This is a genomic window from Glutamicibacter sp., from assembly GCF_035257265.1.
In the GTDB taxonomy this organism is placed as follows: domain Bacteria; phylum Actinomycetota; class Actinomycetes; order Actinomycetales; family Micrococcaceae; genus Glutamicibacter.
This window is the reverse complement of the sequence record NZ_DATEXC010000058.1, coordinates 1-14,599: the sequence shown is the minus strand read 5'-3', so window position 1 is coordinate 14,599 and position 14,599 is coordinate 1. Positions and strand designations below refer to the sequence as shown.

Here is a 14,599-nt window from a genome sequence, read left to right as displayed (position 1 = left end):
ATCACATGAATGGATGAGGAACTTCCATGATAGTCAAATACTTACGCCGCGCGCACCTTGCCGTGGCTGCGACCGCAGCGGTCGGCGCATTCGCGCTGACCGGATGCGTCGCATCAAACCCAGGCGGAACCGAAGCTGACGGAGCAACAACCAGCTCAGCGTTCCTCACCATCCCGCGTGAAGACATGGGTACCTTCTCCAAGAACTTCAACCCGTTCTCGCCCAACGCCGCGCCAATGACCGGCCAGTCCATCTACGAGTCCATGCTGGTTTACAACCCTGCCGGCGGCGACACGGTGCCTTGGCTGGCCACCGACTGGGAAGCGGGCACCGACGGCAAGTCGCTGACCTTCAATCTGCGCCCAGGAGTCAAGTTCTCCGACGGCACCGAGCTGACCTCCAAGGACGTGAAGCTTTCGGTGGAGCTGCAGAAGGAACTGCTCGGCGGCTATGACTACCTGAAGTCCATCAAGACCCCGGATAAGACCACCGTGGAGTTCACCTTCAAGAAGTCCTTCGCTCCGGCACTGTACGAATTGGGGCAGCAGGTCATCGTGCCTGCGCACATCTGGTCTAAGTTCGACAAGCCAGGCAACGAAGAGAACCCGACCCCGGTCGGCACCGGCCCGTACACCGAGATCGCCAACTTCCAGGCCCAGTCCTTCGAGCTGCAAAAGAACCCGAACTACTGGCAGCCCGAGAAGCAGAAGCTTGGCGGCATCCGAATGCTCGCCTTCGCCGGCAACGACGGTGCCAACTTGGCCGCCATCTCCGGCGATGTCGACTGGACCCAGACCTACATGCCAGACATCCAGACCACCTATGTGGATAAAGATCCAGAACACCGCCACTACTGGTTCCCAACCACAGGCTCCGAGATCAACTGGCAGCTAAACACCACCAAGGAAGAATTCTCCGACGTGCGGGTGCGCAAAGCACTAAGCATGGCCGTGGACCGTGAACAAGTGGTCAAAGTTGGTATGAGCGACTACACCGTTCCGGCCGACTGCACCGGACTGTCGGGCAACTACGACCAGTGGCGTGATGCCTCCGTCGTAGAGAAGTGCGACTGGACTAAGCGCGATCTTGAAGGCGCCAAGAAGTTGCTGGATGAAGCTGGCTACAAGGAAAACGCCCAAGGACAGCGCACCACACCAGACGGTAAACCATTCACCTTCGACATCTCCGTGGGTTCAAGCTCCACTGACTGGCTGTCGGTAGCAAACATTATCGCGCAGAACCTTCAGGACGTGGGCATCAAGGCCACCGTTGATTCCCCTGACTGGGCCGCGGTGACCGCAGCCTATGAGACCGGTGAATTTGATACCGGCATCGTCTGGACCGCTAACGCTCCGACCCCGTACCAGTACTACCTGAACCTGATGGGAAGCGAAAACGTCAAGCCGGTTGGCAAGCAGACCTTTGACAACTACCACCGCTTCAGCGACAAAAAAGCTGATGACCTGCTGAACAAGTTTGTTGCTACCGGTGATGAAGGCGAGCAGAAGCAGGTCATCAATGACTTGCAGTCGCTGTATAGCGAACTAGCTCCGGTTGTGCCGTTGTTCCCTGGCCCGGAGTGGGGTGCCTACACCACCGAGAACTTTGTTGGTTGGCCCACCGAGGAAAACCCTTACGCGACTCTGAGCAACCGCGCACCGACCACCGTGCTGGTGCTCACCAACCTAGAACCCGCGAAATAGCATCAAGCTCCCACGTGGTGGGCGGCCTCTAGCTGCCCACCACGTCGCGATCTTTCGTGAAGGACACATATTATGAGCTTCCTCTTCCGGCGTCTGGGCTTTTACCTGCTAGCCTTCTGGGCGTCCATCACCCTAAACTTTCTGTTGCCGCGACTGATGCCCGGTGACCCGGTCACCCGCATGCTTTCCCGCTCGCAGCAACGCCTCGAACCACAGCAGGTCGACGCGCTACGCACCATGATGGGCGTAGACGGCGGCCCGCTGATCCCCGAATACTTCAGCTACCTTGGCCGCATTCTCACCGGCGATTTCGGAATGTCGATTTCCCGTTTCCCCACGCCAGTCTCCGAAGTAATCGCCTCTCAACTGCCCTGGACCCTGCTGCTCGGTATCACCTCATTGGTGATCGCGGTGATCCTCGGCAACTTGCTGGGTATCCTGGCGGCCTGGCGCCGTGGCGGTTTCCTGGACTCGGTGGCTCCGCCACTGCTGGTATTCATCGGTTCCTTCCCGTATTTCTGGCTCGCCATGGGTGCGCTGTACATCTTTGGTATCAATATGGGTGTCGCCCCGATGCGCCACGCCTTCTCCGTGGGTCTGGTCCCCGGATTCAACCTTGAATTCATTTTGGATGTGGCAGCTCACCTGTTCCTGCCGGCACTCACCATTGTGCTGGTGTCCTTGGGCGGCTGGATGCTGGGCATGCGCAACACCATGATTGCAACCAACTCCGAGGATTACATCCTGATGGCCGAGGCCAAGGGCCTGCGCCCGCACCGCATCATGCTGAACTATGCGGCACGCAATGCCATGCTGCCCTCAGTGACAAGCATGGGCATGAGCATCGGGTTTATCGTCGGTGGAGCCTTGCTCACCGAAGTAGTGTTCGCTTACCCGGGCGTTGGCTACCAGCTGCTCGCTGCAGTCCAAGGCCTTGACTACCCATTGATGCAGGGCATGTTCCTGACCATTACCGCCGCGGTGCTGATCGCGAACTTCCTTGTAGACCTGGTCTACGTCCGACTTGACCCTCGTGTGCGGAAGGGCTGAACCTCATGAGCCAGATAACCACAGATTCCCTGACCTTGACTCCCGAGGACCCGTCGACGGAAAGCGCCACGGCCCGCGCTCGACTGGGTGCCACACGCCTGCTGCGTACCTTGCTGCGCAACGGCAAGGCGGTGGCCGGGCTGAGCATCATTGTAGTGTTCATTGCGCTGGCGCTGCTGGCCCCGGTGTTCTTCCCGGGAGATCCGGCGCGCATCACCTCTGCCGGTGCCGCAGCTCCCAGCCTGGAACACTGGCTGGGCACCACCACTAAGGGCCAAGACGTCCTCGGCTTGACCTTGTGGGGCGCGCGCTCCTCGCTATTTGTCGGCTTTGCCGCCGGAATCTTGTCCACCGTGATCGGCGTGCTGATCGGTTTGAGCGGTGCCTACTTCGGCCGTGGCCTGGACGAGGCGCTCTCGCTGGTGACCAACGTGTTCCTGCTGGTTCCGGGTCTGCCTTTGTTGGTCATCCTGGCAGCATTCATGCCTCCGGGCCTTGGCACGGTCATCGTGGTGCTGGTGATTACCGGTTGGGCCGGTAGCGCCCGCGTCATGCGTTCTCAAGCCATGTCCATTCGGGGCAAGGATTATGTGGCGGCCGCTCAGGTCTCCGGTGAACGTCCACTGCGCATTATGGTGCGCGAAATCTTGCCGAATATGGCCTCGGTGGTCATGACCACCCTGCTGGGCTGCATCATCGGTTCCATTGGTGCCCAGGCAGGACTCGAATTCTTGGGTCTGGGAGACGTCAACACGCTCTCCTGGGGCACCAACCTGTTCTGGGCTACCAGCGATGGTTCGCTGATGCTTGGCCAGTGGTGGATTTTTGTTCCATCGGGTCTGGCTATTGCGTTGGTGGCCTTCGCCTTGGCGTTGTGCAACTACGCGGTAGATGAGATTACCAACCCGCGCCTGCGCCGGCCTAAGCATGCAACGAAGAGCACCGCGGCGACTACCGTGGCGCGAAAGGAAGAAAAATGAGCGTCCCGGTATTGGAAGTTCAGGACCTGACCGTCGAATACGTCAGCGACGAGCGTGCGGTCCGCGGTGCGGACAGGGTCAGCTTCACCATCCATTCCGGTGAGATCTTTGGCCTGGCCGGCGAGTCGGGCTGCGGCAAGTCCACGATCGCGAACTCGATCATGCGTCTGCTTAAGGACCCTGCGCGGATCAGCAACGGCAAAGTCCTCTTTGACGGTACGGACGTGCTGGGCATGGATGAGGCAGCGTTGCGTGCCTGGCGTTGGAATAACGTGGCCATGGTGTTCCAGTCGGCCATGAACTCCCTGAACCCGGTCACCCGTATCGGTGAGCAATTCATCGACGTGATCCGCACCCATCGTGGCGGCACCCGGGCGGCCGCGCTGCACCGTGCCCACGAACTGCTTAAGATGGTGCGCATTGATCCGGTACGGTTGCGCGCTTACCCACACCAGCTTTCCGGAGGCCAACGCCAACGCATTGTCATTGCCATGGCCTGTGCTTTGAACCCGCGGCTGTTGATCCTTGATGAACCTACTACTGCGCTAGATGTGGTGGTGCAGCAGGAGATCTTGGAACAGATCCGTGAACTGCAAAAAGAACTCGGCTTCGCGATTTTGTTCATCACCCACGACATGTCATTGATGCTTGAACTCTCTGACCGTATTGGCATCATGTACGGCGGTCGTATTGTGGAGCTGGCTCCGGCAACAACGCTGCGCCATGGTTCCCGGCACCCCTATACTCAAGCGCTGCTGGGAGCTTTCCCGCCTCTGCATGGCCCGCGGGTTAAGCTCACCGGGCTCGCCGAAGGTACCAAATTCATCAACATCCAGGATCTGGAAGACACCGGTGAGGGCCATTGGGTGGCTCCCTCGGATCAGCCTGTGCTGTCGCAAGGAGAACTGCTATGACTTCAACTGCTACCCGGCGGACCGCAGTGGGTCCGGCCGTGCGAATCCGTTCGCTGAGCAAATCGTTTACCAGCTCCGCGCTATTTAGTCGTAAGAAAATTCCTGCCTTGCGGGATATTGATTTGGAGATGCAACGCGGGGAAATCGTGGCTCTGGTGGGGGAGTCGGGATCCGGCAAGTCAACGCTGGCCCGTTGTCTTGCTCTGCTTGAAACTCCGGATTCCGGTGAGGTTCTAGTTAATGGAAAAGATATTGCGGGGCTGAAGGGGGCAGCGGTGCGCAAGTACCGCAGCGAAGTGCAGATGGTCTTCCAAGACCCCTTCGGTTCGCTGAACCCTACCTTCCGGGTGGAGCATATCTTAGAACGCGCATTGGCTCTGCACCAGCCAGAGATTAAGTCAAAGCGCAGTGAAATGGCAAAGTTGGTGAGTACCGTGGGTCTTAGCCCGGATGTGCTCTCCTCCTTCCCGCATGAGCTCTCTGGTGGACAGCGTCAACGTATCGCGATTGCCCGAGTGCTGGCGGCCAAGCCGAGCATCATTCTGGCCGACGAACCGACCTCAATGCTAGACGTCTCGGTGCGCATTGGTGTGTTGAACCTGCTGCACAAGCTGCGTGACGAGCACGGGATCACCATCTTGTACGTCACCCACGATCTGGCTTCAGCCCGTTACCTCTCGGACCGCATTGCTGTGCTCAACGAGGGGCGAATCGTGGAATCAGGAGAATCCGTGCACCTGCTGGATAACCCGAGCCATCCATATACGCAGCTGCTCGTGGGTGCGGTGCCAGACCCTGACCGAGACAGTAGCCTCGACGCACCAAAGCGTGCGGCCCTACGCGAACAAATCCAGCGCTGGTCCACCAGCGCCAACCTGCAAAAGCACATTATCGATGAATCAAGCCAGCACTGGGTGTTGGCGGACGAAAGCGAAATGACATGAGCGCAAATAAAGACATGACCCATGGCGGGCCGTCCAGACGAAGCGTCGTTGCCACTCTGACCTCGGCTACTGCCTTGACCCTGACCGGGCTAGGCGCTGGGGCGGCCGTTGCGACCCCATCAAAACGGGGAAAAAATGAGAAGAAGGCTTCTGCTGCGATGAGCTACCGTCCCAGTTATCACTTCAGCGTTCCGGATAATTGGAAAAATGACCCGCAGCGTCCGGTGTATCTGGACGGTGAATACCTGTACTACTACCTATACAACGAGGACTACATCCTCGGTGGTAGCGGTACAAGCTGGCGTTTGGCGACCACCACGGACCACGTGAACTTCACCGACCACGGCGTAGCCATCAGCAAGCATGAAAGCCCTAACGGGGATTGCTGGTCCGGCTCGATTGTCATCGACGAAAAGAACACCGCGGGCTACGGAAAAGGCGCGTTGATTGCTCTGGTCACCCAAGCACCGGGCGGGGTGCAAGCCCAGTACCTCTGGTACTCCACCGATAAGGGACGCAGCTTCAAACCTGGTGGAACCAAGCCGGTGCTGGCTAACCCAGGCGTGGAAGCCTTCCGAGACCCGAAGATCATCTGGCATGAGCAAAGTTCAAAATGGGTCATGCTTAATGCTGAGGGGGACCGCATCGGGTTGTATACCTCGGTGAATCTGAAGCAGTGGAAAAGAACTAGCGAATTTGTGCGCACCACCTTGGGCACCCTCGAATGCCCGGACCTGTTTCAGATCCAGGCTTCTGACGGAACCAAACAATGGGTGCTTGGCACCAGCGCCAATGGCAAGCCACATGATCTGCCTGCCACCTACGCATACTGGGTGGGCGACTTTGATGGAAAGGCTTTCACCACCAAGGAAGATGATCCGCAATGGCTTGACTGGGGCTTTGACTTTTATGGTGCGGTGACCTATCAGGACCATCGTGCCGACGGGAGTGAAAATCCCAAACTGCGCCGTGTCATTGGGTGGAACAACTTCTGGGATTACCCACACAATGCCCCAAGCATGGCCACAGATGGCTACAACGGTGATGACATGATTGTGCGAGAGGTGCGGATGATCGCCGGTGCTGAAAGCTACTACCTCGCCTCGGTGCCGGTAAAGCAGTTGGACAAGCTGGCCGGTCCGGCGAAAAGCTTAGGCAGCCCGGCGTTATCCGGGGAGCGGGTCTTGGATTTCTCAAGCAGCGCCTATGAGCTGGAATGCGAATTGAGCTGGGATCCGACCAACCCGCCGGAGAACGTGGGATTTGAGCTGTGCCGGGCAAGAACCGGCACGCGTCATGTGGCTACCGGAATCTATCTGGCTGGAGGGTTCGCCTACGTGAACCGCAAGCCAAGCTTCCACCCCGGGGATAAGAGCGAAACCAAGAGCCCATTAGAGGTACCAAGCGGAAGACTCAAGGTACGCATCCTGGTGGACCGCTCCAGCGTCGAGGTGTTCTACGGGGATGGCAGGATCGTCCACTCGCACCGGGTATTCCCACTGGCTTCGGATTCCGGGATCAAATTGTTCGTCTCGGGCGGGACGGCAACGTACAAGAACCTCACCGTGCGCAAGCTGGCATTCGCATAGAAGCTAGTCGCAGGCTCGGTCGAGACTAGTGCGGCCCGGGGAAACTTGCTTCCCCGGGCCAACCCTACTTTTTCAGGTGCAAAGAGGAGAATCCGACCGATCCTGCGATCACTTGCGATGGGGAATTGAGGATTTCGCTGAGGAATTTGTAAGCCATGATGAGTGCTGGCATCAGGTCGCGGTTCAACAAAGTCCCACTAAGTCCGGTGAAGTTCTGAACAGGATAGTTCGAGAGGAAGCAGCCATTGTTTGGCCAGTTGATCATTATCGAGGCAAGTTTTTCGCTGTGACTACCGGATTTTACAGTTCACCATTACCCCGCAGTCGGCAACTGAATTCGTCACCATGGGTGAGTCGACGGCCTTTCGCGGGGAAGCCAGTCAGAATTACATTAGCGGGTTGCAGGGTCATAAACCCCTGAGATACACCAAGATCGCTTACACACTCCAGCCTCAATCCTTGGTTGTTGCAGAAACTAGTGGTTCTCCGTTATGGACAACGCTGATTTCCCAGCCGGCAAGCGCAGCATCGATTTTGATAGTAGCTGGTGTGGAGAACGGGGAATCGAAAATAGTCCAGAGTTGACTACCGGCAAACCGCGGTACGGCATCAACCATTTGGTAGCTCAGGTGACTGTCGGAGTACTGGAAGGCACCGTCCTTCCACCGACCCTCGGCGCACTGCTGGTTTCCGGTGGCCATACCGAGATTCTCAAAGTTACGCCGTTGACTAACGATGTGCAGCTGCTCGGTGCGACCATCGCTGACGCGGCTGGCGAAGCCTATGACAAGACCGCGCGCCTGCTGGGTCTGGGCTATCCGGGTGTACCGGCCATTGACAAGATCGCCAAGGACGGAGACAAAAAGGCGTTCCGTTTCCCGCGAGGCCTGTCGTTGCCGAAGTTTGTGGGCTCCGCCGAAGAACCGGGCAAGCACAGGAACAACTTCTTGTTCTCCGGTTTGAAGACCGCCGTGGCTCGCTGTGTGGAGCATTTTGAAGCGGCGGCCGAGCCGATCGCGGTGGCGGATATTTCCGCATCTTTCCAGGAAGCGGTGGTGGATGTGATTACGTCCAAGGCGGTGCGCGCTATGCAGGAGAATGGGCTAAAGACTTTGCTGTTGGGTGGGGAATTGCGGCGAATACGCGTCTGCGCGCGCTGCTGGCCGCGCGCTGTGCTTCGGCTGGCATCACGTTAGTGGTTCCGCCGTTATCGCTGCGCACGGACAACGGGGGAATGGTCGCGGCGCTGGGCGCTCAGCTGGTAGCTGCTGGTATTGCACAGTCGGGTCTGGATTTTGCCACTGACTCCTCTCAGCCGGTGACTAATATTGTGTTGACGAGCTAAGAATGCTCAAAACTCATAATTTCTGATCAAAGCTAGATATCTTGTGGCCGCCGGCTACATGACAAGGAATGAATAATCAGAGCGCCGCAACAAATACTGCTTGATCACATTGGGACACGTTCGCATCTCGTCGATTACGAGGATGCCTCTATTTCTTGCTGGCTAGATAGAATCGAAACGGCAAGCAGATCGTAGATGGCAAGCCTTATCTTAGGGGTGGAAGTGCGCGTAATCAGTAATACAACCGAGCGTCTCGGCGATGACCTCAAAACTGAACTCCGAAAAGGATCGAAGGTTCGTATCGCAGCCTCGACGTTCTCAATTTTCGCGTTCGAAGCGCTTCGGGAGGAACTTGAACACGTCGAGGAACTGGAGTTTATCTTTACTTCTCCTTCCTTCACGCCGGCCGAAACCGGTGACAAGATTCGGAAGGAACGTCGAGAGTTCTTCATTCCCGTAGGGCACGCAGAATCCAGCCTCTATGGCACCGATTTCGAGATCCGACTCCGCAATAAACTCACACAGCGTGCCATCGCCAAGGAATGCGCAGACTGGGTCCGCCACAAGGTCACTTTCCGTTCCAACTCCACCGATCGACTGATGCAGTCAATGGTGATCGCTGGCGAACAGGCAGCCTACTTTGCGCCACAGGGTTTCACCACTGCCGACCTCGGCTACGAGCAAGGCAACGCCATGACGAGCATGGTCACGAAAACCGAAGGAATAATCGAGACTAAGCAGTTCCTCGACACCTTTGACCAGATCTGGAACACTCCTGATCATCTCACCGACGTCACTCAAGCGGTGCATGATCATATCGCAGCTGTATACGCGGAGAACTCGCCAGCCCGGATCTATTTCCTAATCCTCTATAACCTCTTCGCCGAGTTTTTGGACGACATCTCTGAGGACACGATGCCCAACGATCGAACTGGGTACGAGGACACCAAGGTGTGGCAGAGTCTCTACAACTTTCAGCGAGACGCAGCAACCGGCATTATCAACAAGCTCGAAACCTACAACGGTTGCATACTCGCCGACAGCGTCGGCCTTGGAAAGACCTTTACCGCACTCGCAGTGATCAAATATTACGAGCTACGCAACAAGAAGGTACTAGTACTTTGCCCGAAGAAGCTTGCTGAGAACTGGACAACGTACAACTCGAACTACACGACAAACCTCTTCCATGAAGATCGGTTCAATTACGACGTACTCGCACATACTGATCTTTCACGGGTCAGGGGACAGTCAATCGGTGGCCTGCAACTCGACCGAATCAACTGGGGTAATTACGATCTCGTTATTATCGACGAGTCCCATAACTTCCGCAACGCGGACTACTCTGAAGAAAAAGAGTCGCGCTACCAGCGACTCATGCGTCAGGTAATTCAAGAAGGCGTGAAGACTAAAGTTCTCATGCTCTCGGCGACCCCGGTAAACAATCGCTTCAATGACCTAAAGAACCAGCTCCAGCTGGCCTATGAGGGCGACTCTGAACAGCTCAGCACTCGCTTGAATCTCTCTTCCAACGTGGAGAAAGTATTCAAGGACGCGCAGACTGTCTTTAATACGTGGTCCAAGCTTGAAACCGAAGAACGCACCACGGAGCGTATCCTGACGATGCTTGACTTCGATTTCTTTGAACTTCTCGATGCCGTGACGATTGCGCGCTCACGCAAGCACATCGAGGCTTTCTATGACATGACCGCCATCGGGGCCTTTCCTAAGCGACTCGCACCGCAGGCTATTCGTGAGCCGCTAACGAATTTGTCTACTGCGCCAAGTTTCAACGAAATTTTCGAGCAGATTCAAACCTTAAATCTCGGGGTCTACGCACCCATGAGCTATGTATTCCCCTCGCGCCGATCCAAGTATGAGGACATTGGGAATCCGTCGAAGAACACGGAGAATTTCCAGGCAGGTGCCGGCCAAGCCGGGCGCGAGCAGGGAATCAAGCAGCTGATGACTGTGAACTTGCTGAAACGCTTAGAATCCAGCGTCGATGCGTTTCGTATTACTCTGGCCAAAGTTGAGGGAACTGTCGCTAATCGGTTACAGCAGCTTGCAACCTCTATGCCAATCGATGATCGTGACGCCGTTGATTCTGAGATCGATTTAGACATTGACGATTCCGAAAATTCAGGGCTTGAAGCGCTCATGATCGGTGACCTTCCGATCGACTCAGCGGATCTCGACATTGAACGGTACAAAGTCGACCTATGGCACGATCGAGAGACACTCCGTGAACTCATCAATGCCATGGCTGCTATCACTCCCGAGCATGACCTGAAACTGATCAAGCTCAAGCAGATCATTGCCAACAAGGCCATGTATCCAATCAATCCAAGCAATAAGAAGATCCTGATTTTCTCGGCTTTCGCAGACACCGCCGGCTATCTCTATCGACAGCTTGGACCCGCATTGGCTGCCGCTGGTCTGCACACGGGACTGATCACCGGTGGACAAAGCGGTGCGAAGACGACTCTGGGCTCGGGATATGACTTCGGCCAGATTATGGCAATGTTCTCTCCTGTCTCTAAACACCGCGACCAGATCATGAGTGGACAGCCCGGAGACATCGACGTTCTCATCGGCACTGACGTTATCTCGGAAGGACAAAACCTCCAAGACTGCGACTCTGTCATCAACTACGATATCCATTGGAACCCGGTACGTATCATTCAGCGCTTCGGACGCGTAGATCGAATTGGGTCAAAAAATGATGTCATCCAGCTCATCAACTTCTGGCCGGATATCAGTCTGGACGAGTACATCAATCTTAAGGATCGCGTCGAAAACCGCATGAGGATTGCCAACCTTGCCGGAACCGGCGACGACAACGTCCTAGAACCGAATAGTGCTGAAGCGTCCTACCGGCGCGAACAGCTACGCAAGCTCCAAGACGATGTCATCGAACTCGAAGATGTACGTTCCGGAGTCTCTATCACTGACTTGGGCCTCAACGATTTTCGAATGGATCTGCTCGGGTACATCCGCCAGGTCGGGAACCTCGCCGGGACGCCTAAGGGCCTACATGCCGTTATCCCTGCGAACTCAGAATTAGGCTTGGAACCAGGCGCCATCTTTGCATTGAGAAACATCCAAACCGATGCCGAACAACTTGGCGGCAAGGATGGCGCTCGCGGTAACCGCTTGCACCCCTACTACTTGATTTATGTCGATCAGCAGGGTGAAGTTATCTCCGACCATACGGAGGCAAAGCACCTTCTCGACCTGTTGCGCGCCGGCTGCCGTCCGTTCAACACACCAGTTTCGGACGCGGTCGCCGTGTTTAATGCGGCTACCGGTGAAGGAATGGACATGGGAGCCTATTCGCAGCTTCTCACCGATGCGATCAGCTCCATGATCGAACTCAATGACGAACACGATATCGATAGCCTCTTCACATCCGGCGTGACGACAGCGCTCAAGAACACCATTGCTGGCCTAGACGATTTCGAACTGATTGCCTTCATCGCAGTCGTTGATCCCAATCAGGAAGAGAAACATGGCTGATGTACTTTTCTCTTGGCCGGAGACAGCGGCTGTTGGCACACGCATTCCAAAAGAACGCTTCTACGCGCAGGGCACTGTAGCTGCAGGAACAAAGGAAAAATTCGTTTCTGAAGTTTCACGGGTCGTTTGGAGCCACAAACTTGCAGTTGATACCGTTAACATTCCGGCGATGGACGGTATCTCAGAGATAGACGTCTTCAGGATAGACACGAAGGATGGCGAACTTTCCGACAGCGTTCTGACCGCCATCGATAACGCCATCCCGCGCCCGCTGATTTTTGAAGTCACTAGACCCACCGCAGAAGTGGGCAGTGGTAACGGGGTTGTTCGTATGGTTGCAGCTCATAAGTTACTTGACGGTGGAGCTACCAAGTTGAGCGGATATTATTCAACAGGATGGTTGTCAACGGAGCAAGAGCGAGTTACGTTCCCAAATGCGATCAATTTACAGGTCCTCTACACGGCCTTGCTGGAACCCCTCACTCCGGTGGAAATCCGGACGAGGGAAACAATGTCGGAAGTTGCTGAGCGACTCGAAGCAGTCCGAAAGTTGGACCGAGAGATCAGCGCGCTGGAGCGGAAACTCCGCACCGAGAAACAGCTCAACCGCAAGGTTGAGATTCGCAGATTGCTCAAGACTAAACAAGCACTTCGAGAACAGCAGAGGTAACTGGTGGAGAAGATCCGCATGACATCGCGTGACATGACCGCGGCCAACATCGAGGCACTCGCCGCGCTATTTCCGAATGTTGTCACCGAAAATATAGACATTGAAGGAAATCTCAAGTCGTCGGTCGACTTCGACCTGCTGCGGCAGGAGGTCTCCGATCACATTGTGGAGGGGCCGCAAGAACGGTACCAGTTAGATTGGCCGGGAAAACGTGCGGCAGCTTTCGCCGCAAACGCTCCGATCGCCAAGACGTTGCGGCCTATGCGCGAGGAATCGGTTAACTTTGAAACGACGAAGAACTTATTTATCGAGGGCGACAATCTTGACGCTTTAAAGCTGTTACAGGAGTCGTACTTGGGCAAGGTCAAGCTGATCTACATAGACCCGCCGTATAACACAGGCAATGATTTCGTGTATGCGGATGACTTCGCAGAGTCCACGGCTGAGTACCTCGCCAAGTCCGAGCAGGTCTCCGAGGCCGGAGAACGTCTAGTGTCGAACTCGGAGTCGAACGGCCGGTTCCATTCGGACTGGCTGAGCATGATGTACTCGCGCCTCAAGCTTGCTCGTAACCTGCTGACCGATGACGGCGTCATCATTGTGGCGATCGGCGACCAGGAACTCGCCAACCTCCGCAACCTGATGGACATGGTGTTCGGCGGAGAGAACTTCCTCTCGAACGTCGTGTGGCAGGGGCGTGCAAAAAATGATGCGCGCTTCTCTGCCGGAGGCATCGATTACATGTTGATTTTCGGCCGTAATCGCGGAGCGCTGGTTGGAAAAGATGCTCGCTGGAAAGAACCAAAGAAGGGCTATTCTTTGGTTGTTTCAGCCGTTCGAGAGTGTTGGGAACGAGCTAAAGGTGACGCTGAGCTGGCGACCAGACTTCTGCGGGAGTGGTGGAAGACATCTCCAGACACAGAGAAAGGTCTTCAGTCATATTCTGAGATTGATTCGAACGGTCGCGCCTACTTGCGGGGGCCTCTCGCCAGTCCAAATCCTCGCGAGAATCTGAAATATGAAATTCTGCATCCAGAATCATTCAAGCCAGTTCCGATGCATCCAAACGGCTGGCGCTATTCGCGCGAAACCATGGATCATTTGCTGGCGGATGGTCGGATTGTCTTCGGTAAGGATGAAATGACGTCGCCTCGTCGCAAGATGTATCTCGATGAGCAGGATGACCAGGCGATTCGTTCCCTTATTGTCAAGGAGAGGGCTCCTGCAAGTGAAGCACTGAACCGACTGCTGGACGGTAAGTTTTTCGACTATCCGAAAGATGTTGATGTTCTTGCGACTTGGATTCGTGCGGTCACGCAGGACAGTAATGATGCACTCGTAATGGACTTCTTCGGTGGCTCAGGTTCGACCGCTCATGCAGTCATGAATCTTAACGCGGATGATGGTGGCACACGACGGTTCATCCTTGTCCAGCTGCCGGAAGAACTTGACGCCGCAGCTCAGCAGGAGGGGTACTCGACGATCGCTGATGTCGCGCGAGAACGTCTTCGCCGTGTCGCTACACAACTGAGCAGGCCAGCTGCGGGCAAGAGCTCCGGCCTTCAGGATCCCGGTTTCCGTTCACTCAGTATCGACACCACGTCCAAAACTGACACCCTGCGCTCGGCAGGTGTGCTTCAGCAACTGGACATCGAACTTTTGGAATCTAGCATTAAACCTGATCGAACGGGCGAAGATCTCCTCTTCCAGTCCATGCTCGATGCCGGTCTGGAACTATCACTGCCGATCACTCGCGAAGAACGTGATGGCTTCGAAATCTACGACGTTGAAGAAGGAGCACTCATAATGTGTTGCCGCTCACGAGGGAAGAAACTCTCTCTCTCTCTCTCTCTCTCTCTCTCTCTCTCTCTCTCTCTCTCTCTCTCTC

General features: G+C 55.9%; 9 protein-coding genes and 1 pseudogene. All 10 read left to right on the top strand.

Annotated elements, in window-relative coordinates:
• Positions 1-26: 26 nt before the first annotated feature.
• Positions 27-1,703: an ABC transporter substrate-binding protein gene (locus VJ369_RS16420; protein WP_324093111.1), complete on the top strand. Its 1,677-nt coding sequence runs from the start codon at positions 27-29 to the stop codon at positions 1,701-1,703.
• A 72-nt stretch (positions 1,704-1,775) separates the two neighbouring features.
• Positions 1,776-2,753: an ABC transporter permease gene (locus VJ369_RS16415; RefSeq protein ID WP_096256852.1), complete on the top strand. Its 978-nt coding sequence runs from the start codon at positions 1,776-1,778 to the stop codon at positions 2,751-2,753.
• Positions 2,754-2,758: 5 nt separating this feature from the next.
• Entirely contained in the window at positions 2,759-3,733 is a 975-nt protein-coding gene (locus tag VJ369_RS16410) for an ABC transporter permease (protein ID WP_324093108.1), read from the top strand.
• Positions 3,730-4,647, top strand: a complete 918-nt coding sequence (locus tag VJ369_RS16405) for an ABC transporter ATP-binding protein (protein WP_324093107.1) — start codon at positions 3,730-3,732, stop codon at positions 4,645-4,647. The genes VJ369_RS16410 and VJ369_RS16405 overlap by 4 nt, the downstream gene beginning before the upstream one ends.
• Positions 4,644-5,591, top strand: a complete 948-nt coding sequence (locus tag VJ369_RS16400) for an ABC transporter ATP-binding protein (RefSeq protein ID WP_324093106.1) — start codon at positions 4,644-4,646, stop codon at positions 5,589-5,591. The genes VJ369_RS16405 and VJ369_RS16400 overlap by 4 nt, the downstream gene beginning before the upstream one ends.
• Entirely contained in the window at positions 5,588-7,180 is a 1,593-nt protein-coding gene (locus tag VJ369_RS16395; protein ID WP_324093105.1) for a glycoside hydrolase family 32 protein, read from the top strand. The genes VJ369_RS16400 and VJ369_RS16395 overlap by 4 nt, the downstream gene beginning before the upstream one ends.
• Before the next feature lie 581 nt (positions 7,181-7,761).
• Positions 7,762-8,525 (top strand): annotated as a pseudogene (locus VJ369_RS16390) (tRNA (adenosine(37)-N6)-threonylcarbamoyltransferase complex transferase subunit TsaD); the annotation flags it as partial.
• A 195-nt stretch (positions 8,526-8,720) separates the two neighbouring features.
• The gene (locus VJ369_RS16385) at positions 8,721-12,041 is read left to right on the top strand and encodes a helicase-related protein (protein ID WP_324093104.1); all 3,321 of its coding nucleotides are present in this window, start codon (positions 8,721-8,723) and stop codon (positions 12,039-12,041) included.
• Positions 12,034-12,711: a DUF4391 domain-containing protein gene (locus VJ369_RS16380; RefSeq protein WP_324093103.1), complete on the top strand. Its 678-nt coding sequence runs from the start codon at positions 12,034-12,036 to the stop codon at positions 12,709-12,711. Before VJ369_RS16385 ends, VJ369_RS16380 begins: the two co-directional genes overlap by 8 nt.
• An 18-nt stretch (positions 12,712-12,729) precedes the next feature.
• A partial coding sequence (locus VJ369_RS16375) for a site-specific DNA-methyltransferase (protein WP_324093102.1) occupies positions 12,730-14,599 on the top strand: 1,870 nt, incomplete at its 3' end.